We start from the raw sequence: 20,093 nt of genomic DNA on the forward strand, positions 1-20,093 counted from the left end.
CCCCAGCCGCATACACAGTTGTGCACGAAGCCCTGTGCCCACTCTTCGCTGAGGACGGCTTGCGGTCAGCGGTTGCCCGTCCAAACGATCCGGTCGGCGAAGCCGCCCCGCTCACTCGCCTTGGTCTCACGGATCTTCTCCATCTGATCCGCATCGACCCCCAGGTCCGCGGCGAGCGCGCGCACGACCTCCAGCACGTCCGCGAGTTCCTCCGGCGCCGAGTCCTTGTCCGCCTCAAGGAACTCGGCGACCTCCTCGCCGAGCTTGTCCCTCAGCCGACTGCGGTATTCCTCCCGGCCAGCTGTGTAGATGACCGGCTCTGCCCCCTCTTCCCGGATGATCTGAGGAATCCGGTCCCGCACCAACTTGCCGTGCCTGCTGTAGGGCTCCACCCGTGCTCTCCCGCGCTGTCTTCGTGAGGCGGTCGCCGGACGCCGCCCCTTCATGCCGCCGCAGCCTAGAGAAGCCGCCTCACAACTCGCCATGCGAACCGCCAATCCCACCCGTTCGGAGGGCCCCTTGCCCCCGCGGCCGTTCGTCACCGCCGGCCCCGCGGCGGAAGCAGGCGGGCGGGCCCGCCCGCCGGGAGAGGCAACCCTCTGCTGCGACGGGGTGGTGGGCAGCGCCGCGACGCCCAGAACGGCACCCCTCGCAGCGAAGGCCTCATCACAGTCAGTTGGCCATCGTCGATCCTCCCGCCGACCTCCGAGTCAGGGACATCGCCACAGAAGCCGTCGTTCACAGATTCCGCGGCACCAGGGCCAGAGCAGTAGCCGCCCCGACAGCAAGTACCTCGCCAGCTCATCCGACAACACGATCTCCGCCTGGGACTCCACAACAGGAGAAACCCTCACCAGCATGCGGACCGACAGCCACCTTGAATCCGCCGAGCCCTCTTCACTGGCGGCCGTGACCTCCTCGGCTACGAGTTCACGGCACAGACCGACGCAGCGCGTCGCAGGAAAAGAGCCGTTTGCCCTCTCCCTGCAGAGAGGGCAAACGGCCGAGAAGGCCGATGCCACCGCCGGACCGGTCAAGGCCAGCAGGCGGGGGCGCGTTCACGGCCGGCGGTTTCTCCTGCGCGGCAGCGAGGCCTGCGGGGGCCAGGGCGACGACCTCGGCCAGACTCAGCCCGGCCGCCGGGGCGATCCGTTCCGCCTTCGCCTTGTCGTGACCGGCCAGGAGCCCGGCCTGCTTGTCCCGCTGCGCCTCCAGCCGGGCCAGGATCGCCCGGGTCTTCTTGATCTCGTCCCGCACGCCGCGCAGGTCGGCAAGAGCGGCGGTGTGTTCTGTGCGCCCATCACGGTCCCTAGAGACCGGCGGTTCAGTTGGTGGTGCGGGTGGGCACGTAGGCGATCGCTCCACCCGAGTGAGAAGTAAGCCGGGTGCCCAGCAGCAGGTCGGCCAGCTTCCGGTCGGCTTCACTCTCGGCCGTCACCTGCGTGAGGGGGGGTGACCAGGTCGGTGACGTACCCGGTCAGCCGCGCCCGCGGGAAGGCGTACCGGCCCTGGTCGTTCCTCTCCCACTCCTGAAGGCCCGTCAGCACCGCCACCACGTAGCCGGACAGCGTCACGGGCAGGACGCCGGCCGCTGCAACGCTCGCCGCGTCGCAGCGCCACCAGCCACGCAGCGCCCTGAGCAGGTCCGCGGGCGGCAGGGAGGCGGCAAAGCCGATCCATAGGCGGTCGGGTTCCTGGACTGGCCGGGCCACATCGACGCGCAGCACCGCGAGTTCGGACACCGGCAGATGGTCCAGGGAGGCGGTCTGACGGGCACGGAGTTCCTGGACGGCTTCCAGCGGCACCATTACACGGAACCCCTCGCCGGCCCAGGCCAGGCAGGACCTCGGCACGGACGAGGCGGCGGAAGGTCGTCACGGCGCAGCCGAGCTCGTCCGCGGCCTGCCCCGTCGTCAACAGCATCCCCCCACCTGCCTCTCAACTGTAATCCGATATCTGATCTGGGACCGGCACTACACCTTCGTCTTGGTGGACCGGCCCATGCCAAAGCTGCGGCCCGGCCGCTTGCGCTGCGGCTCCCGGCCAGGCAGCCGAGAAGGCCGCGCATCCGGTGGCGTGGCGGTGTTCAGCCGATCGGAGGCTGTGGCGGGAAGGTGTGGTGCCAGGGTGCGGGGTCGTCCGCGCGTTGCTCGATGATTTCCGCTGCCGCGTAGCGCAGTTGGAAGGTGTGGGCGTGGTCGCCGTCCATCCAGTACAGGGTCATGGCGGAGAGCATGCTCTCCTTCACCCAGCGCGTGCGGGATGACGTACTCGTTTCCTGATCGAGGATCCATGTCTCGACTTGTTCGGGGAGGCCGAAGGTCAGCGCGTAGGCGGCCGGGGCATCCAGGGGCTGGATCTGCCAGACCGGGTGCGGTCCTGTCTGCCTGAGTCGGCGCAGCCGGACGGAGTGGGTGGGGTGCTGGCGTGCGTAATTGACGAAGCCGTACAGGTCGTCGGTGGCAAGTCCGAGCACGAATGGCGCGGCGGGAAAGGCCAGGAGGAGGCCCAGAGTGGACCGGCTGCTCAGGCTGTCCGCCAGGACGTCGAGTGGGGTGGTCAGCGAGGGTTCCGTAACGACCGGCTGTTCCCAGAGGTTCAGCAGGGGTCCTCGCAGGTAGTTGCGGATCTCGTGGACGGTCGGAAGGCCGGCTGCCGGTATCTCGCCCATGGCCGTGTGGATGTCTTTTGCTGCGGCACGTACCAGGGTGCGCAGTTTTCGGAAGTCGGGCATGGACAGGTCGACGAGCGAGATCTGGTGGGCGAGGGCGAACTCCTGGGCGTCCTGGCTGAATCCGGAGGTGGAGAAGATGGCGTAGCTGTACCGGTACCGGGTTCGGGGCCGGCGCGGGCCGGCGTGCGTCGTGAGGGTGGTCATGACGTTCTCGTTGACGTCGTGCACGACACCGTGGCCGTTGCGGACGGTGGCCAGGCGCACCTTGTTCCGGGTGAACTTCGCTTCTACGAAGAGGCGGACAGGGAGGGAGAACGGCGGTACGTAGCGGAACTGCCCCAGTGTGTCTGCCTGGTGCCAGGCTCCGCGGCCGCGTACCACCAGGCCGTGGTTGCGCTCCTCCAGCGTCTTCCACGGCGGCTTCTCACCGTCGTCCTGGGCGGTGAGCACCTCGTATCCGCTGGAGCGCAGCATCCAGGCCAGGACCTCTTCCAAGATGTACCCGCGCAGTGCAGCCTCACTGATCATGGCGGGACCCTAGCGGGGTGCCGGGGGCGCGTCACCGTCAGCCCGGGGACCGTCTGATGGAGATGCTCATCTCGCTCGGCGAGTCCTCCTCCTGGCGGACACGCCTGCCATGTCATCGTCACGACCCGGGATGTTCCGTCCCGGGTGTAGCCGACGGCTGGCACCGCCCGCGCCAGGCTCAGTTGAGGCATACGGCTTCTCATCCGGCAAAGCGCCGGACTTCTGCGAGGAGGAACATCGCCAGACCGCCGGGCCTGTCACGGGCAGAGCAGACCGGTCGTGGACGGTGACGAATGACCGGCATGAGCTCTCGCTAAAACCATGGAACCAGTGGAGAGAGTATCAGGGGCATTCGCGCACCCGCCCATTGCCGGGCCTACGCAGAACCGGACCGGGATGAAAACGCGCCAGATTTCCCTCGGCCCTCCGCATGGATGTCCACACTCGGCTTACCGAAATGATGTTGGCCGATTTCGTTCCGCTCCCTCAGGCCATGCGCCAGTACGGTTCAGCTACCAGGCTGTTGACCATGAAGTCTCCATGGTTCCGGCGTGGTGCTAGCCATACCCTCAAACCGCAACAGGGAAGGACTTCATAGTGAGTTGGCGAAGACTGGGAGCTGCGCTGGCGGCAATAACCCTCGCCTTCATCTTGCTCCCCAATCAGGCGCTGGCAAGCACGCAGACTTCGGAGCCTGAGCGCACGCACGGCCGATTGCTTGGGACGGTGCAATATCGGCCCGAGCTGCGTGCCGTCACGCCGTCGAACACGGTGCAGGCTTCCTCCGCGAAGGAGACCTGCGCGCCAACCGCTCCAGGATCCGCGGAGCGGCGTTCCGGCGCTACACGTGTGTGCACTTCGCTAGCACCGGCCCCCGCACCGTCTGCTCGCACAGCTTCTGCAAGCCGTGCGGGTTCGGCCGCCGCAGCTCAGGTTTGCGGGATCGCGGATTCCGGCTACTGGCACTTTGAGCGTCTGAGCGCCTGCCTTCGCGAGGTGAAGGTGACGTTCACACTGCGAGGTTCACAGCAGGAGGTCCTCGGTACGGCGATCCTCTACGTGAGTTCCAGTGCCACGCTCAACCCGCGCTCAGGTGCATGGGATGACGATCTCGTGGTCGAGGCCGTTGACTTCACCGGTCAGCTGACGAGCCTGAGTGTCGCCATCGAAGCATCGTGCACCTCGCAGTGCACGGCGACGAACAAGAACCCTTGGGAGGGGAACAGGGTGTTGACGGAGCTGGCCGTGGCCACGGGGAGGGTGTCCTACTCCAACGTTCCAGCGGTCGGTGTGGCTGACGCGGCCACGGTCAGCTATCGCATGACTATGTTCCAGACCGGCACCGCACCTGTTCCCGTGCCTGCGGTGAACTGGTCCAATCCTCGTCCCATCCGATGCGACTCCGCGCTGACGGAGTCGGGCAATACGAGCACGGGCTGTGCACTGCCCAGCGTGTCTCCTAAGCTGGAACTGCCGATTGCCACCTACGGCGCAGCGGCCGCCACCTATGACTGGGCGCAATACAGTCTTCCTGGCAAGTGGGGCCGGTATTCAGGGCAGCCTATGACCCGAGCCTTGGACGGGGAGACGCGACGGCTGAAGACCTGCGGTACCCAGAGCTCGATCCCCTTCGTAAGGAAGCCCGCCGATGTCGTCCCGGATGATTCCTGTGACGAGTTCCCCTTCGCCTCAACGTGGCAGGGAGGAACCGACGGAGGCTTGTGCGCCGAGATCGTCCCGCTTCTTGAGGATGGCGTGTGGAACATCTATGAGGCGGATCCCGCCAGGCCTGTCACGCTCACGGAACCGTGCGTCCGCGGGCACGTCCCCCTGGGAGTCAACCAGCTGGCCGGCACGGCCTACAGCAACCTGATCCAGAATCAGCGAATCATCAACAATGACCCCTTCTATCTGGGCGTACTGTTCTAGGAGAGCAGGTTGACGTCGTGCGCCCGCTGCGGATGCCGTGGGCGCACGGCCATGTTGACGGAAATATTGGCAGTTTGATTCGGTGGTGACGGAGGGCGCAATGACGGCAGAACCCTGGACGTTGGCCCAATCGGGACAATTCTGTCTCACGTTGTCGGCGGGACGCAGCGTTGAGGACGTACTCGAAGCGTATGGCGCCGACACCGCCAGGGCCCGATGGCTTACGTCGGAGGAGTGGTTCGGAATCTACGAGCCGAGCGCAACAAGTACCGCACTGCGTGCGGGAAGTCTCGGGAACTGGTCCTTTTGTATCGAGTTCGAAAACTGCATCGGCTTCACACCCGGAATCCGACGTGCACTCTCGAAGGAGACAGAAGCATTCATTCTGAGCCGGACCGGGCATGCGCTCACCACGCTGCACTACATGACTGACGGAGAACTCGTTGAGTCATTCGAGCCCGGAAACGATACTCCCTCCGCACCGAGCGGCCGCGACTTCGCAGGCAGGGTCCAACGGCTCACCGACTCCGCGGACGGCGTTACAGCATGCCTTGAAGTCCTTGCTGAATATACGGGGCGCTACCTGACAACATCGCTCCTCCACGGGCCTTTGCTGTCCGTTACTGTCCCGGACCCAGATCGGGCAGGCCTGATGAGGGCAGATCTGAGCCGCACTGAAGGAACCACCGCATCGGGAACCTCAAGCGGCCTGGGCAGACGCCTGGGGACGATCGGGCAACACGCACCCTAGAACACTCATCTGACGGCACCCCGGCCCTCCTGCCAGCTGTCTGCGATCTGCGGTGACGGGAGGAGCACTCGCCTCATGCAGGCTCATTCGGCGGCCGTACTGGAGGCATCCCGCCGGGAAGCTGACCGGCACAGCGGGCCCAGCGAGCCGACGGCGCCGCGCCCTTTCCCCACCCCGCGGCCACGGCGGCACGGACCGCCGGTTGCAGGGAGGCGCGCGAAGCGGCCTGCGCGCTGTGGACGTGAGAGGTGCGGCCCTTCGCGATGCACAGCGTCACCCCTTGGCGGGTGGCCGACGAGAACCGCTGTGACGATGCAGGCGCGAGCAGCGTGTACGGGTCGTCCGCCCGGCGGCGGTCGGGCCGTGTCGTCCGTGAGCATGCCCCGTTCGAGGAGCCGTTCGACACTTGTCCCTCGGCGCTGGGCCATTGCACGGAACGTCTCCTGCTGCCGCTGTCAGTCGAGTGCCCGGCTGCCGGCGGATTGACGGACGTACTCCTGCGCGGAGATCCCCAACACCGCGGCATGATCGCGAATCGCGGCCTGTTCCTCAGTGGTCCACTGCATACAGCCCTCGCGCTGGTGGCATCGCTCCATCGCCTCTGATTCTCCCCGGCGACAACGGGGCGGTGGCACGTCGCGCGGGCACAGAAGCGGCGGCCGCCCGTGGGAACTTGTATTGAGATGTCTTCCGGCAGGGTGTGTGAGGCGCACCGGCATGCGCGCCTGCCCGCCCTCTCCCCCGCCCTCACGCTGTCCCGTCATGAAGGTGTCAGCGAACGGTCCGGTTGTCCTGCGAGAGCCTGCTGGCAAAGCGGAGGCCGTCTGCCAGGTGTCCCCGGTTGCCGTTGCAGAGCGGCACAGGCCCGATGCGTATGTGGCGTCTGCTCCGTCTGACTATTCGGCGGGCCATATGATACCGCTCCGATGCATTTCGGGCATTGCGCCGCTTCTTCGGGTACGTCACTCTGGTTCTCCGGTCTGGTCGCGGCGCACCGGCCGATGCCACGACCGTGGGGGGCGGATGGATCCGATCACCATGGCAGCCGCTACGGCCTTGATCAGCGCGATGGCCACCGACGGCTGGCAGCGGGCCGTCAACGCCCTGGTGCAGTGGTGGCAGCGTGCTCGTCCCGAGCAGGCGGAAACAGCTCCGGATGAACTGGCTTTCCTGCATCGGTACGTCCTGGCCCTGCAAGCGATGCAAACGCCCTCGCCGGAGGCAGAGGAGGCCCTGATTCGTGTCTGGCAGGCGCGCCTGGCGCAACTGGCAGGCGACAACACGCAGTTGCGAGCAGACCTTCGGCAGTTGGCGGAGGACATCGCTCGGCAACTCCCCGGACCTGAGCAGGAGCGCGTGACGAGCGTCTACCAAAATGCGCAGGCGGACCGGCGCAGCAAGGTCATCCAGGTCGGCGGAGACGTCACCATCAACGGTGAATGATGGCGTCGGAGGACGGCAACCGCCCTCCTCCGCCCCGCCATGTCAGCCAGGACGCGAAAGCCGGGCCGTTCAGCTGGGTTGTCCAGGTCGGCGGGAATATCTCCGTCACCCTGTTCGGCCGACGGCCCGAGCGGCTGCTGGCGGCCTGGGCCGATGCGTTGGCGGACGCGACCAGGAACTACTGGAACAAAGAGTTCGATCTGCGTGTGCCGGGCCACTTCCTGACGGTGCGGTGGAAGGCGGCGGACCCGGATCTGGTACAGCCCTGGGAGTCTCTCACCGCGCTGGCCCGGACATGGCCCGGTTCGCCGGTTGACGAGACGACGTGGGCCGGCAGTCCCGGTGAGCTGGCCGATGCGACCAGACTGGCCGATGTTCTGCATCGGACTCCCACCTGTCGGCTGCTCGTCCTGGGGGAGCCTGGCGCGGGAAAGACAATCCTTCTCATTCGCCTCCTGCTGGACCTGCTCGCGCAGCGCGAGAGCAGTCCGGGGACACCGGTCCCCTTCTACGTCTCTCTTGCTTCGTGGAACCCGGTCGAGCAAAGCCTTCATGATCTTCTGGAGCAGAGCCTCATCGCCAACCTCAAAGGACTGCACCGCAAAGTCGCCTACCAGATCGATGGGGTGACCTATCGACGCACGATCGCCCGTGCCCTGTTGCAGGAGCGGAGAATCCTCCCCGTTCTCGACGGGCTCGATGAGCTGCCCAAGGAGTGGCGAGGCATCGGCGTCATGCGTATCAACGAAGCTCTCGGCAGCCACCGCAGCATGGTCGTGGCTTCTCGCGGCGCTGCTCTGCGCGAGACCCTTCGCCCGGAGCACGACGCCGAGGTGGAGTTGGCGGGGGCAGCGGGAGTGGAGTTGCTGCCGCTGGCCGTCGAAACGGTGCTTGAGCATCTCAAGCATGCGACCACCGGGCCCGACACCCGTGCCCGCTGGGACGAGATGGCTGCTCAGATACGGGCCAGGCCCAGTGCTGCTTCAGCGCTCGCTCTGACCACCCCGCTCGCCGCCCGGCTGGCGGATGTCCTCTACAACCTGCGGCCCAGAGAGCAGCCTTCTGCTGAGCCACGCTCCACCAGGGATGTGTTGCCTCCCCCCTCCCCCGTCGAGCTGTTCCATCAGCGATTCACCACACCCGATACGGTCCGTCGGTATCTGCTGGACGCTTACGTGCCGGCGCTCTACCGCGATCAGCGAGCGCAGGAGTTGCATCGCACCCGCCGGTGGCTGGCCTTCCTGGCCCGGGATGTGCAAAGACGGGAGACGGTGCAGGGGGACGGCTTCACGCCACTGGACTGGTGGAGTCTGGGCGATGCCGGACCGCGGCTGCTTCCCGGGCTGATCGTGGGTGCCCTGACGACGGCCGTGGGCGTCTGGGGTCTGCATCTTCCCGTCTCGGCCGGTATCGGGCTCATCGCCGCCGTCGCCGGGGGCCTGGTTGGGCGACGCCTGTTCGACTCCCGTTCCGGCATGGCCATGGCCCTGGGCGGTGGTCTGATCGGCGGGCTGACCGGGACCGTTGCAGCGGTACTGCTGTTCGGTGCCGTGCAGGGTGTGGGCCCCTCGTTGACCGGTGGGCTGGCTGCCTGCATCACCGTGGGCTCGATGGGCGGCTTCCGGGCCGGCGCACTGGGCGGATTCACGGGAGGCTTCGCCGCGGTCCTCACCGGCCGGCCGGAGGTGATCGCCATCGCTCCGCTCGTCAACGGCATCGGCCTGGGCCTGGGCGCCGGATGCGCCGCGGTGCTCGCCTTTCACAGCGAACCCGCGCGCGAGCGCCGCTGGTCCCTGCGCGGCATCCTGACGGGCCTGGCCGCAGGCCTCATCATGGGTCTCGCCGCGACCTTGCAGGCGGGTTTGCGGCGGGGCCTGCTCGTCGGCATCGTCACGGCGGTGCTGGGCAGCATCGCAGGAGGCCTGAAGGCGGCGCCGCCGAAGGGACCTCCCGTCTTCACCACTCCCGCGCTGTCACTGCTCCGGGACCGGCGGACCTTCTGGGCCACCGCCCTGGCAGGCGGTCTCGCCGTCGGAGTCAGCACCGGACTGGGCCCCCGCTTCCCGCCCGGGCAGCCCGGCAGCGACGTCATCTTCGGTCTCAAGGTCGGCATCGCGAATGCAGTGGCCGTAGGGCTGGCTTTCGGGTTCCTCAGGGCGGCCTACGGGCGCTACACCACGTCCCGGCTGTGGCTGGCGCTGCGCGGCGACCGCCTTCCGAAGCGCCTTATGTACTTCCTGGACGACGCGCACAAACGTGGCGTACTCCGGCAGAACGGCGTGCACTACCAGTTCACGCACCAGAACCTGCAGGAGCGAGTAGCCCTCTACACGGCACAGGGACCTGCCCCGTAAACACGTCCGCCAAGGCCGCCTCGCCCTAGGCGGCTGGTCTGGTGGCCGCTGTCATGCGCGCCAACCAGGGCACGAGAACGGACAGCCCGGCAAGCCGCCACCTGCACCGCCGGGCCGTCGGCCTCGTGGCCGGCGGCATGTCACGGTGTGGGCCCAGGCATACACGCGGGTGATCGCCCAACGCGGTGTCTTCACTGCCGCTTGCACGAATGAGCCCTGCTCAATGCATCGTCCTGAACGAGTCGTAAACCGCCGAACAGGTCACGGGCGCATCCGTCTGGTTCCAGCAACACAGGCGCAACCATGCGCATCACGCTCTCCCCCGAGGTCCTCAGGCTGCTGGCCGAATGCAGACGAACGCGCCGCACTCGGCATGCGTCGCCACGCAGCTGCGACCGGAAGCAGCCCAGCTGACGTGATCCGCAAGTCTTGACCATTCCTCTCACGACGGGAGTTCCGTGGTGTCCCTTGCTGAAGACGAGACGGCCAACGTACGGAGCGAACTGCAGAGTGCGAACACACAGGCTTCGGTGGTCCTTGCCGTCGTGGCCATCGCAGCGGGCGCGTTCACTGACCAGACCACAGCACTGTTCGATCGCTCATGGTTGATCACCAGCCTCACCACGGCGGGAATCCTGGCGGCGGCGGGAGCCGTCTACCTGCTCCTCACTGTCGTTCTACCGCGCCTGGACGCCTCCGGCAGGGGGAGCTTCCAGACCTGGGCCGAGTGCGATCGCGATCAGCTGCGGGAGGCGCTCACAGCGGATTACCACCTGGACGAGCTGCGCGTCCTGTCACGCATCGCCCTGGCCAAATACCGGCGGCTGCGCTGGGCAGGGAATCTTCTGCAACTGGGGTTCTGTCTCCTGACAGCCGCCGGCTTTGCGGCGGCTGCCAGGTAACAGTCGTCTGCCCGGCTGACGGCGAGGTTGCTGTCGCCGGACCGGATGCCGCCGCTGCTGCGGTCGGCGAGAACTCGGGCCACGGCGGCCCCTCGGCGTTCGTCAGGCGTGCAGGAGCCGTCTGGCCGATACAATGCCTCACTCACCGGGACCGTCGAATCCCGGCAGTCAGCGACGAGTTGCGGACGAGCAGCACCAGCTGGCGTGACCGCCCTCCTTTTCCCATGAGGGGAACGGTCACGGACATGCGGCGTCATTCCTGGGCCAACAGCTTCTCGCGGAGCTGTGCCAGGGTGCGGGCCAGCAGCCGGCAGACGTGCATCTGCGAGATGCCGACCTCCTGGGCGATCTGCGACTGCGTCATGTTCGCGAAGAAGCGCAAGAGCACGATCCGCTTCTCTCGTGGCGGCACATCATCCAGGAGCGATTTCAACGATTCCCGGTACTCAACGCTTTCCAGCGCCTCGTCCTCGGCGCCCCGGATGTCTGCGACGGCCCGGGACTCATCGTCCGTGTCGGGGACCTCCAGGGACAGCGCGGAGTACGCGTTGGCGAACTCCAGCCCCTCCAGTGCCTCTTCCTGCGAAACGGCCAGCTGCTCAGCCAGCTCGTGCACGGTCGGGGAACGGCCGCGCTGTTGGGAGAGTTCTGCGGTCGCGGTGGTCAGCGCGAGCCGCAGCTCCGCTGACCGCAGCGCAGCTCAGCCCCGTTCCGGCCGTCGGGTTCCGCTGCGGGGAGGCCGGTTCAGAGATCCCGCGCATTGACGGTGAGCGTCCACAGACGTGCGGCGGCGTCTTCGTCGGCTGCGAAGGTGGGTACGCCCCCGGCTGGCCCGTCGTTCCCGCAGGGCCGGTCCGTGGCGGCCGTTGCGTCCTCGGTGCGGGTGCGCCTCAAGAGCTGAGCGACCTGGCCGACGAGCTGGAGCATCACCCGCTCGCAGTCGATGAGGTGGGCCGAAGCCGAGCGGATGTCCTGGGCCTGGAGCAGACAGACCGCCTCCCACAGGAGGTGGTGGCCGATCTCCACCGAGCGCCGCAGTTCGTAGCGGTCGCTGCCGGCGGCGGCGTCGACGAGCAAGGTGTGCAGGGACGCGAGGCGCTGCAGGTACCGGCAGGCGCTCTCGCCCTCGATGCTGCGGACGTGTTCGCCGGCCCTCGCGTCCAGGCGGCCGGGCAGGTACTCGGCGAGCAGCGGGGCCAGCAGCATCGCCGGCAGTACGACGCTGGCAGGAACGCCGCGGTCCAGGGCGAACAGTGCGGCGAGCACGCTGACGAGCGCGATGGCAGCCGCGGAAAAGCGTGCGCCCACACAGGCGGTGTCCCAGGTGACATACCGGGCGGGGCACCGGGTCAGCCACCGAAGCGCCAGGCGCTGGGTGCGGGTCGCTTCCGGCGCCAGCACCCCGACATGGTGGGGGACTTCGGGCAGCGTGCCGTCACCGGGCACGGTCCAGGCGAACCAGCCCCATGGGCTGCGTTCATGCACGAGCAGGGGCTCGCACACGGCCGCACACCGGTGGTCGCGGACGTGACCGGTGCGCAGGGCACGGGATCGTTCCCGCTCCCACCGGCCGGCATCACGGGGGAAGGGACGTTGGTGTTGTACGGCCGTGTGTTCCATCCCGTCAGCTCACGTGCCGGCCCCGACCAGGGGGACGGCCACCAGAACCGACCAGCGGGCACGATCCAGCAACAGCCCGCCGAGCTGCTGTGGTCGGGCCCATCTCCCCGACCACGGGCTTCGTGTCTTCATCGTGACCGTGGTCGGCCTCTCGTGGTCGGTGGTCGGGTTGGGGCGGACAGGTTTCCTCCAGGGCAGCAACATCCGTTCCTGAACTGGGAGTTTGACCATGTCTCCTGGAAAGCAGGCTGCCAAGAACGAGGCCGAGGCCGGTGTTTCGATGGCGGCCGGTGTCCGGCTGGAGGCGATGCAGCGACGCGTGCGCCTGTCGCGTCTGGCGCTCTGGATCGCCATCGCGGCCGGACCGGTCGCCCTGGGCGTCGCCGTCACCTCGTCCCCGGCCACGGTCGAAGCGGCCGCCACGGGCAGGCCCGCCACCGTGCGCACTACGGCAGCGACTGCCGACCCGGCCGGCTATGCGCAGCTGTTCGTCGGCTCGTGGCTGCGCAGCAGTACGAGGGACGACATGAGTGCGCAGGCCCGTCTTGCGCAGTCGATGGCGCCGGACATCAAACTGCCCGAACCGGTCACGGGCGGGCGATCAGCGCACCGGTCCGTGACGGCGGTGCGCAGCGCGCGGCGCGCGGGCGGTGTGTGGTCGGTGACGGTGGCTGCGCAGTCCGCGGACGGTGCGGTGCGCTACTACGCGGTGCCGGTGGCCGCCGGCCGCACTGGCAACTCGTTCACTGTGACCGGTGCGCCGGCCGTGGTGGCCGGCCCGGCCCGGGCCGAGGTACCGAAGACGCCGTACGGCGTGCGTGTTCCGCAGGGGCCGCTGTCGTCCGCGGTCGGGGAGTTCCTCGCCGCCTACCTGACCGGCGCGGGTGGGGTGGACCGCTACCTCGCCCCCGGGGTGCGGCTGACGGCTGTCTCCCCCGCCCCGTACACGGCGGTCACGGTGCAGCAGGTCCTCGCCGTGGAGAAGGCCGCGGCCGGCGGGCGGGTGCCGGCCGACCACACGAAGGTCCGCGTGCTGGCACGGGTGGAGACCCGGGATGCGGGCGGGCGGTGGCCGCTGGCGTACGAGCTGGCGCTCACAGCCCGCTCGGGCCGGTGGGACGTCGCGGCCCTGGAATCCGGCACGGCGCGCACCGGGAATGAGCGGTGAACGCCGTGAACAGCCCGCTGCTCGCCGGGGAGCTGGACGAGTTCGGCGACGCGTGGATCGGCATGCTCCAGGACTGGGCGACCAAGGGACTGCAGGCGGGTCTGCTCGCCCTCGTCGTCGTGATCATGATCCAGAAGTTCTCACTGAAGGCCGGGATCGGCGCACTCCTCCTGATGATCATCGCGCTGGGGCTGTACAACTCCCGCGAAGACCTCTCCGACATGTTCGAGGACGAGGTCAAACACCCGGCAGGCGGCGCACCCACCGCTCCCGGCATCGTGCACGGTGTGGATCCGGCTGCACAGGTGCACGCCGCCGGCGCCGGGAGCCGGTGGTGAGCGCGCCCGCCGGGCGGGTGGGACGCTTCTACACGGCCGCCCGCCGTCACCCCTGGGTGCTGGGGAAGGTCGCGGACTGGAAAATCCCGCTCGGCCCGTACACGCCCGCGCAGATCACACTCGCCGTCGGCGGCGGCTTCCTCCTCGTCAAAACCGCCGGCTGGTGGTCGTGGATGGGGCCGGTCCCGATCGTGGCCTGGCTTCTGGCGATCTGGACGGTCCGCCGTCCCACCGTCCGGGGCCGCGCCCCGGTGAAGGTGCTCTGGGGCTGGCTGCTGCTGGCCTGGCAGCCGCGCGGGGGCCGGATCGGCGGCCGGGCGGCCCGCGACCGCGCTCCCCGCCCGCTGCTCGGCGGCTTCACCATCGAGGAGGCGCCCGGGCCCCGCCCTGCATCTCGGCCCCGCGCCGTGCAGGGAGCAGGCCCGGCCCCGGCCGCGGGCCGCCCGTTCCGGCGCCGTCGCGCGCAGCCGGCTACTCCGGCAGGGCCGCCGGCGAGGGGCCCGGTGTCGGGTGTGCAGCAGCTGCGCGCGCTCGCCGGGCGGGGCGGGGGCGTGCGGTGAGGGTGCCGATCCGGCACATCGCCGGACACCTGCTCTGGTCGACGCAGGGCAGCGTGTGGGCCCTCTACCGCCTGCACCCAGGCCACGACGCGCGCGGACCGGGCGAGGAGAGCGTCCAGGGCACCTATGTGCCCGCCGCGGTCCGCGACGAACAGCTCGCCAGGATCACACATCTGGTGCGGTCCCTGTCCGGAGCGCCGCGGCTGTTCGGGCTGTGCGCGCAGGTCGATCCCGGGGAGATCGCCCTGCGCATGATCGAGGGCATCGAACCGGCCGACACGACGCCGGACGACGGCCCGCATCCGTGGGTGGAGAACGTCGAGGCGGCCCTGGATCTGCTGGCCGGCCAGGAAATGCACCGCCGCACCCTCTGGCTGGCGGTGCCACTGCAGAGCGACGCATCCGCCCTGCAGCTGTCAGCGGTCCTCGGCGCGGTGGGGACGGAGCTGTCTGCAGGCCTGGGACTGCGGACCGCGCCGGTGGCCCGTCGCGAGGTGAACGCCTACCAGCAGCAGGCCGGCCGGGTGGAGGCCGCGCTCGGCGGCGGCATCACCTTCCGCCCGGCCCGCCCGGCGGAGATCGTATGGATGATCCAGCACGCCCTCCACCGCGGCCTGACCGAACCCCTCCTCACCGAAGCCGAAACCAGCACCCGGTACGGCGGGCGCCTGCACCAGGGAGTGCTGCACTCCCCCAGCTACGCCGACCTGGGCCAGGCCCGCCTACAGGAAGGCGGCACCCATCCCGGCCCCGACGACGACCCTGACGGCAATGCTGCCGCCGGCGGCGAGCTCAGGAGCGGCGGCAAGCTCAGGAGCGGGCGCGGGACCAGGCGCTCAGGGCGCCGGGCCTGGTGGCGGCTGCACACCGGCTCACCGCTTGGACGGCGCTGGCTGCAGGTCGAGTCCGACGCCGGGGTGGGCTACCAGGCGCAGGTGGCCTTGGCGGAGTGCCCGCCCGCGGTCGGCCAGGACGCCGCCGACCTGTTCGCCCAGCTGGAGAGCCTGGACTTTCCCGTCGACTACACCGTCGACCTCACCCTCGTGCCCGCGGAGAAGGCACGTGAGCAGGTGCGGCGCAAGAAGAACGAACTCATCGACCAGGCCGACCAGTACGACGCCCGCCCCACCGGCATGCCCGCTTCCCTGACCGAGGCGGCCCGCGATCTGGGCGAGCTCGATGCCCGGCTGTCACGGACGTCGGTCGAGGTCGAGGTGCAGTCCGTCACGGTCCTGACGGTGTGGGGGCCGACTGCCGCCGTCTGCGACGCCCGCGCCCGGGCCCTGGCCGCCCTTCTCGGCGGGGCCGACTACCGGGCGGTGCGCCCGGTAGGCCTGCAGGAAACCCTGTTCACCCTCGGGCTACCGGGCACCGTACGGCCCGCGGTGGTACGGGAGTTCACCCAGCACCAGGTCTCCGAGGACTGGGCGCTGAACGGAGCCTTCACCACCGCCGAGACCGGCGACCCGAACGGAATGTTCCTCGGCATCGACCTGGACGCGGGAACCACCCGCCCCGTCATGATCAACATGGCGGACGCGCCCAAGGTCGACGCGTCGGCCTCGATGGGCATCGTCGGCGACCTCGGAGCGGGCAAAAGCGTCCTGCAAAAACTCATCGCGGAAGCAGTGTGGGCCCGCGGCGGCTGCGCCATCTGCATCGACCGCACCCCGATGCGCGAGTGGGCCGCCTTCGCCCGCACCGCCACCGCCGGCCGCGTCCAGATCATCGACGCCGCACAGGCCGAAGTCTCCATCGACCCGCTGCGCATGTTCAACGGCCCCCAGGGCCGCCACTACGCCCTGTCCTACCTCACCCTGCAACTCGGCATCGGCCCGATGAGCACCAGCGGTGAAGTGCTGCACCACGCCGTCGAACAGGCCGCCGCCAGCGACGCCCCTTCCATGCACCGCGTGCTCCAGGCCCTGCAGGAGACGGCCGCCGACGGGGCGGGCACACGGCAGGACACGGCCGCGAGCCTGGCCGGCCTCATCCGGGTCGTGGCCGCCAACTCCCTGGCGCGGATGGTGTTCGACCCCACGCTCCCGCCGGTGACACCGGACCCCTCCAGCACCTCCGACATGATCGTCATCACGACGGCCGGCCTGACACTGCCGCCCCGGGCCGCGTTCGACCACCCCGAGATCCTGCACCAGCAGCCACTCGAAGCACTCATCGGGCGCGCCGTGCTGTATCTCATCGCAGCACTCGCCCGGCAGACCGCGTTCGCCGACCCCGCACGATTCACCGCAGTCGTCCTGGACGAGCTGTACTGGCTCACCTCATCAGCCGAAGGCACCGCCCTGGTCCACGAAATCCTCCACGACGGCCGCAAACACGGCGCCGGACTCCTCGCGGGCGCACACACCGCCCCCGAACTCGGCCCCGACCGCGGCCTCATCGCCTACCGGGCACTCGCCCGCACCACCGACCGCGAACACGCCCGCCGCGGCCTGGAATTCATCGGCCTCGACCCCAACAGCGCACAACTGGTACGGCTGGTCACCACCAGCCTGTCCCCCGTCGGCCGCACCGGCCGGGAGGGCGAACTCCTGCTGACCTGCCCACGCCAGAACACCGGCCGCGTCAAGGTCTCCATCCCCCGTATCCCACGCATCACCACCTCCATCACCACCACACCCGGACACCGCACCAGCACAGCCTCGCGTTCAGAGCCTGAGCCGCAGTCCGAGGAGCACGCGGGTGTCAATCCGAAGGAACCCATCCGATGACCTCTTCTTCAGGGCGCGTCCGGTGTCTGGCCGCCGCGGGTGTCCTCCTTGTGATCGCCGCTGCTCTCGGGGTGCTCGTCCTGACGATCGAGGCAGGTGCGGACGCGTGGTGGCCACGCACAGGGCAGACCCTCGCATCCCGCTCACCAGGGCAGGATCCGTGCGACCTGATCGTGGGCCCGGGCCGGGACTACTGCGAGCGGGACACCTCCCCCACTCCCCCCACCCGGGACCCGGATACGGCCCGCGCGGTGTCGCGGCTGATGCCGGCCAGCGCGGGCCTGGCTGCCCTAATGGTGTCGCGGCGCCGGAACACTGGTGCCAGGCGAAAGCAGCACTGACATGAACCGCCCCCACCGCACCACCCTCCGCCCGGCCAGCCTCGTCGTGCTGCTCGCCGGGGTATTCGTCCTGGTGAACAGCCAGGTCGTGTACGCGGCCAGCAGTGACAGCGGGACAGGAGACTTCCTCGCTCCGCTGAACATCACCTCCTCCGAGGGCGTGCCGATCAACGGCTACGAACTGAACGCCGAGGGCGGCTCCATCGTCAGCTTCAAGACCCAGGCCCTCGCCTTCGCGCTGTCCGGGCTGTTCACCCTCATCCGCCTGCTGGTCGGTCTGGCGGGCTGGGCGATCGAGATGGCCTTCAGGTTCCCGCTGCTGAAGATCCTGATCCGCCCGGCGCAGAAGGTCTCCGATGCCTACAGCACGGTGGTCGTCGACGCGCTCGGGCTGAAAGGGCTCCTGCTGGCCTGGGCATTTGTTTTCGCCGGTTTCATGATCGTGCGGGGGCGGGTGGGCCGGGGGCTGGGTGAGATCTTCCTGACGCTGCTGATCGCGGCGTTCGCCGCGTCCGCGTTCGTGCGCCCCGACTACCTGCTCACCCAGGACGGCCCACTGGGGCAGTCCCAGCAGGTGGCCGCCGAAGTCGCCAAGGAGAGCGTCAACTCCTACCACTGGGGCGGCAAGCTCGCCGCCCTCGGCCCCTGCGACGGCATGGCCGGCATGCAGGAGACCAAGTGCCAACGGCGGCAGAACGAGGCCCCCGTCTCCTCCACGGAGGTGGCCCGCCCCCTGCAGGACGCCATCAGCAACGCGGTGATCGTCAAGCCGTACATGCTGCTGCAGTACGGCCGCATCCTCGATCCTGCCAAGGCCTCCGACGCCAAGGCCTACGCCGTCCATCTGAAGTGGGTCAGCGGCGGCTACAGGGGCGGCGCCGAGAAGGGCGGAGGGAAGGACTACTGCGCCAGGCTGGCCGGTCCGGCCAGGGATTACTGCCGTGAGCGGGCCGACGACGATCCCTGCCGCTGGGTCATCGGGAAGCAGGCCAAGAAGTGGTGTCAGCGAGAGGACGACGCCGGTCGTGGGCTGCCCGAACTGACGCCCGGCGGTGAGCTGCTGGATTCCGTCAGTCCGATCCTGTCCGAAGAGGACCGGGAGTTCGCGTCCTTCCTCGCCGATCTCAGCCGGGCCGGGCCGGTCGGCAAGGCGGCTGCCGCCTATGCCGAGAAGCCTACCTGGTGGCGGGTGGGCGGTGCGGCCTTGCTGCTGGTCGCTGCCCTGTTCATCTGCGGCATGCTCCTGTCCTCGGCGATCGTCCTGCTGGGCATCCAAGGCATCTGCGCCGCGGCCGCGGCTGCGGGGGGCGTCGTCTTCGTCGCAGGCATGCTGCCCGGGCCCGCCCGGCAGTCGGTGTGGAAGTGGCTGTCGCTGTGGGGGGTCTCGGTCCTCGCGCTCGTCGGTGTGTGCGCGTTCATCCCGGCTTTCGGTATCGCCGTGGACGCCACCATCACCGACGGACCCGACCTGATGGTCGAGCGGATCCTGATGATCGACGTGCTGGCCATCGCGGGCGCGGCCGGCCACCGACGCCTGCTCACCGGCATCGCCTCCTTCGGGCGGCGCATGGCGATGCGGATGCGCTACGCCACGGTCGGCGGCACCCACCTGCCCGGCGACACCTCCGAACTCGGCGCCGCCCTCGCCATGAACTCCCCCACCGCGATGGCCGGCTACCGCGGGCTGCGCCCCCTCATCGGTGTCGGTGCCGGTGGGGGCCGGTACGGGATGCTCGGCACCCGGCATCGGCTGATGGGGGCTCTCGGTGCTCTGAGTGACGGGGCGGGCCTGCCCGTGGACACCGGCAGCATGCTCGCCGATGCCACTGCCGAGGCCGGGCGCGGGCTGGCCCCGCTCACCGCGGCCGCGGCAGTAGGCGGGCTGGGGGTACGGCTCGGCGGGAAGGGCGCGTACGGGCTGCTGATCGGCCGTCGGCCCGACACCGAGCAGTTGGCCAAGTGGCGCAAGCCCACCGCCGACGGAGATCCGGGGGCGGGCGGCCCACCGGCTGGCGGCGCCGGTTCCGGCGGCACAGGGCCGCTGCGGCCTCAGGGCCCGCCGGACCGGTACCGCAACGAGGACGGCGAGGTCGTCGACCGCACCACCGGTCAGGTGCTGCACGACCAGCACAGCGACCGCACCCTGCTGTCCACCCGCGCCCACAACCGGCTGGTCCGGTTCCGCGGCTACCGGATTGTGCACCGCGCAGGCCGCACCGCGTACGGGGCGACGGTCGGTCTGCCGCCCCATGTACAGCAGGCCCGCGCAACCGGCTCGCGGTACTCCCAGGACGCCCGCCAGCAGGTACGGGTGTGGGCGAACACCGTCCGCGAAGACAGCCGGGCCTGGGCCGACACCGGACGTCACGTCGCCCATACGTTGCGGGACCACACCAACGACCGGGGCGGACCCGGTCCCTTCACCACCCGACGCCTGCCGGCTCCTCCGGCACCCGCCCCGCGGCCGGCCGGGTCGTCCAGTTCTCCCGGACGTGGGAGGCCGGCGTCCCCGCAAGCCAGCGCGGCCCCGCCTGTGGCCAGCCCACCACCGGCCCGTTCGCGGCCCCTCTTCCCCGGGGGCAAGGGCGCGAGCAGCAGCACCCGTGCCCGCGCGCTGGACCGGTTCCAGGAGCTGCTGCGGCGGACCTCGCCCGACGCCGAGCGGGCGCGCCAGCAACGGGAACAGCGCCAGCGCGGCGATGACGACGGTGGTGAGGACGAGTGAGGCGGGCCCGGCGCCGTATCGCGCGATA

At 69.3% G+C, this 20,093-nt stretch carries 15 protein-coding genes and 1 pseudogene; 10 read left to right on the plus strand and 6 right to left on the minus strand.

Translation table 11 applies throughout. The annotated features are described in order from the left end of the window. Positions 1–65 precede the first annotated feature (65 nt). From J8N05_RS18760 to J8N05_RS18775, 4 genes are all read right to left on the minus strand, one after another. Positions 66–392, minus strand: coding sequence for a nucleoside triphosphate pyrophosphohydrolase (locus J8N05_RS18760; RefSeq protein ID WP_247706324.1), 327 nt, complete (start codon positions 390–392; stop codon positions 66–68). Between the two features lie 538 nt (positions 393–930). Beyond that, complete coding sequence (locus J8N05_RS18765) at positions 931–1,257, minus strand: hypothetical protein (RefSeq protein ID WP_210884236.1); 327 nt, start codon at positions 1,255–1,257, stop codon at positions 931–933. 164 nt (positions 1,258–1,421) lie between these two features. Continuing rightward, positions 1,422–1,808 carry a DNA-binding protein gene (locus J8N05_RS47340; RefSeq protein ID WP_247706325.1) on the minus strand — a complete coding sequence of 129 codons (387 nt, stop codon included), beginning with the start codon at positions 1,806–1,808 and terminating at the stop codon, positions 1,422–1,424. 278 nt (positions 1,809–2,086) lie between these two features. After that, the gene (locus J8N05_RS18775; RefSeq protein ID WP_247706326.1) at positions 2,087–3,202 is read right to left on the minus strand and encodes a hypothetical protein; all 1,116 of its coding nucleotides are present in this window, start codon (positions 3,200–3,202) and stop codon (positions 2,087–2,089) included. A gap of 1,002 nt (positions 3,203–4,204) precedes the next feature. On the opposite strand from J8N05_RS18775, the gene J8N05_RS18780 reads away from it, so the two are divergent. The 5 genes from J8N05_RS18780 to J8N05_RS18795 all read left to right on the plus strand — a co-directional run bounded on the left by J8N05_RS18780 (position 4,205) and on the right by J8N05_RS18795 (position 10,581). After that, positions 4,205–5,131 (plus strand): NucA/NucB deoxyribonuclease domain-containing protein, encoded by a 927-nt coding sequence (locus J8N05_RS18780; RefSeq protein ID WP_210884238.1) that lies wholly within the window; start codon positions 4,205–4,207, stop codon positions 5,129–5,131. Positions 5,132–5,231: 100 nt separating this feature from the next. Next, positions 5,232–5,882: a DUF6461 domain-containing protein gene (locus J8N05_RS48135; RefSeq protein WP_407699916.1), complete on the plus strand. Its 651-nt coding sequence runs from the start codon at positions 5,232–5,234 to the stop codon at positions 5,880–5,882. A 1,023-nt stretch (positions 5,883–6,905) separates the two neighbouring features. Beyond that, positions 6,906–7,325 (plus strand): hypothetical protein, encoded by a 420-nt coding sequence (locus tag J8N05_RS18785; protein ID WP_210884240.1) that lies wholly within the window; start codon positions 6,906–6,908, stop codon positions 7,323–7,325. Next, positions 7,322–9,679 (plus strand): NACHT domain-containing protein, encoded by a 2,358-nt coding sequence (locus tag J8N05_RS18790; protein ID WP_210884242.1) that lies wholly within the window; start codon positions 7,322–7,324, stop codon positions 9,677–9,679. Before J8N05_RS18785 ends, J8N05_RS18790 begins: the two co-directional genes overlap by 4 nt. 461 nt (positions 9,680–10,140) lie before the next feature. After that, positions 10,141–10,581, plus strand: a complete 441-nt coding sequence (locus tag J8N05_RS18795) for a Pycsar system effector family protein (RefSeq protein WP_210884244.1) — start codon at positions 10,141–10,143, stop codon at positions 10,579–10,581. A 253-nt stretch (positions 10,582–10,834) separates the two neighbouring features. On the opposite strand, the pseudogene J8N05_RS18800 reads toward J8N05_RS18795, so the two are convergent. Next, a pseudogene (locus J8N05_RS18800) lies at positions 10,835–11,272 on the minus strand (sigma-70 family RNA polymerase sigma factor); the annotation flags it as partial. 53 nt (positions 11,273–11,325) lie between these two features. Beyond that, on the minus strand, positions 11,326–12,066 hold the full coding sequence (locus J8N05_RS18805; RefSeq protein WP_210884246.1) for a hypothetical protein: 741 nt from the start codon (positions 12,064–12,066) through the stop codon (positions 11,326–11,328). A gap of 364 nt (positions 12,067–12,430) precedes the next feature. On the opposite strand from J8N05_RS18805, the gene J8N05_RS18810 reads away from it, so the two are divergent. From J8N05_RS18810 to J8N05_RS18830, 5 genes are all read left to right on the plus strand, one after another. Further along, the gene (locus tag J8N05_RS18810; protein ID WP_210884251.1) at positions 12,431–13,369 is read left to right on the plus strand and encodes a conjugal transfer protein; all 939 of its coding nucleotides are present in this window, start codon (positions 12,431–12,433) and stop codon (positions 13,367–13,369) included. Beyond that, positions 13,366–13,707: a hypothetical protein gene (locus J8N05_RS18815; protein ID WP_210884254.1), complete on the plus strand. Its 342-nt coding sequence runs from the start codon at positions 13,366–13,368 to the stop codon at positions 13,705–13,707. Before J8N05_RS18810 ends, J8N05_RS18815 begins: the two co-directional genes overlap by 4 nt. Then, positions 13,704–14,267, plus strand: a complete 564-nt coding sequence (locus tag J8N05_RS18820; RefSeq protein WP_210884255.1) for a hypothetical protein — start codon at positions 13,704–13,706, stop codon at positions 14,265–14,267. Before J8N05_RS18815 ends, J8N05_RS18820 begins: the two co-directional genes overlap by 4 nt. Then, a complete protein-coding gene (locus tag J8N05_RS18825) occupies positions 14,264–16,999 on the plus strand; it encodes an ATP-binding protein (RefSeq protein WP_210884256.1) in 2,736 nt (911 codons plus the stop codon). Before J8N05_RS18820 ends, J8N05_RS18825 begins: the two co-directional genes overlap by 4 nt. A 342-nt stretch (positions 17,000–17,341) precedes the next feature. After that, positions 17,342–20,065 (plus strand): hypothetical protein, encoded by a 2,724-nt coding sequence (locus tag J8N05_RS18830; protein WP_210884257.1) that lies wholly within the window; start codon positions 17,342–17,344, stop codon positions 20,063–20,065. Positions 20,066–20,093 lie beyond the last annotated feature (28 nt).

It is taken from the genome of Streptomyces liliiviolaceus, assembly GCF_018070025.1.
In the GTDB taxonomy this organism is placed as follows: domain Bacteria; phylum Actinomycetota; class Actinomycetes; order Streptomycetales; family Streptomycetaceae; genus Streptomyces; species Streptomyces liliiviolaceus.

Bases quoted from the DNA above. Each gene is read 5' to 3' on its own strand.
- J8N05_RS47340 (WP_247706325.1), bottom strand. From the start codon at position 1,808: ATGGTGCCGCTGGAAGCCGTCCAGGAACTCCGTGCCCGTCAGACCGCC.
- J8N05_RS18775 (WP_247706326.1), bottom strand. From the start codon at position 3,202: ATGATCAGTGAGGCTGCACTGCGCGGGTACATCTTGGAAGAGGTCCTG.
- J8N05_RS48135 (WP_407699916.1), top strand. From the start codon at position 5,232: ATGACGGCAGAACCCTGGACGTTGGCCCAATCGGGACAATTCTGTCTC.
- J8N05_RS18785 (WP_210884240.1), top strand. From the start codon at position 6,906: ATGGATCCGATCACCATGGCAGCCGCTACGGCCTTGATCAGCGCGATG.
- J8N05_RS18790 (WP_210884242.1), top strand. From the start codon at position 7,322: ATGATGGCGTCGGAGGACGGCAACCGCCCTCCTCCGCCCCGCCATGTC.
- J8N05_RS18810 (WP_210884251.1), top strand. From the start codon at position 12,431: ATGTCTCCTGGAAAGCAGGCTGCCAAGAACGAGGCCGAGGCCGGTGTT.
- J8N05_RS18830 (WP_210884257.1), top strand. From the start codon at position 17,342: ATGAACCGCCCCCACCGCACCACCCTCCGCCCGGCCAGCCTCGTCGTG.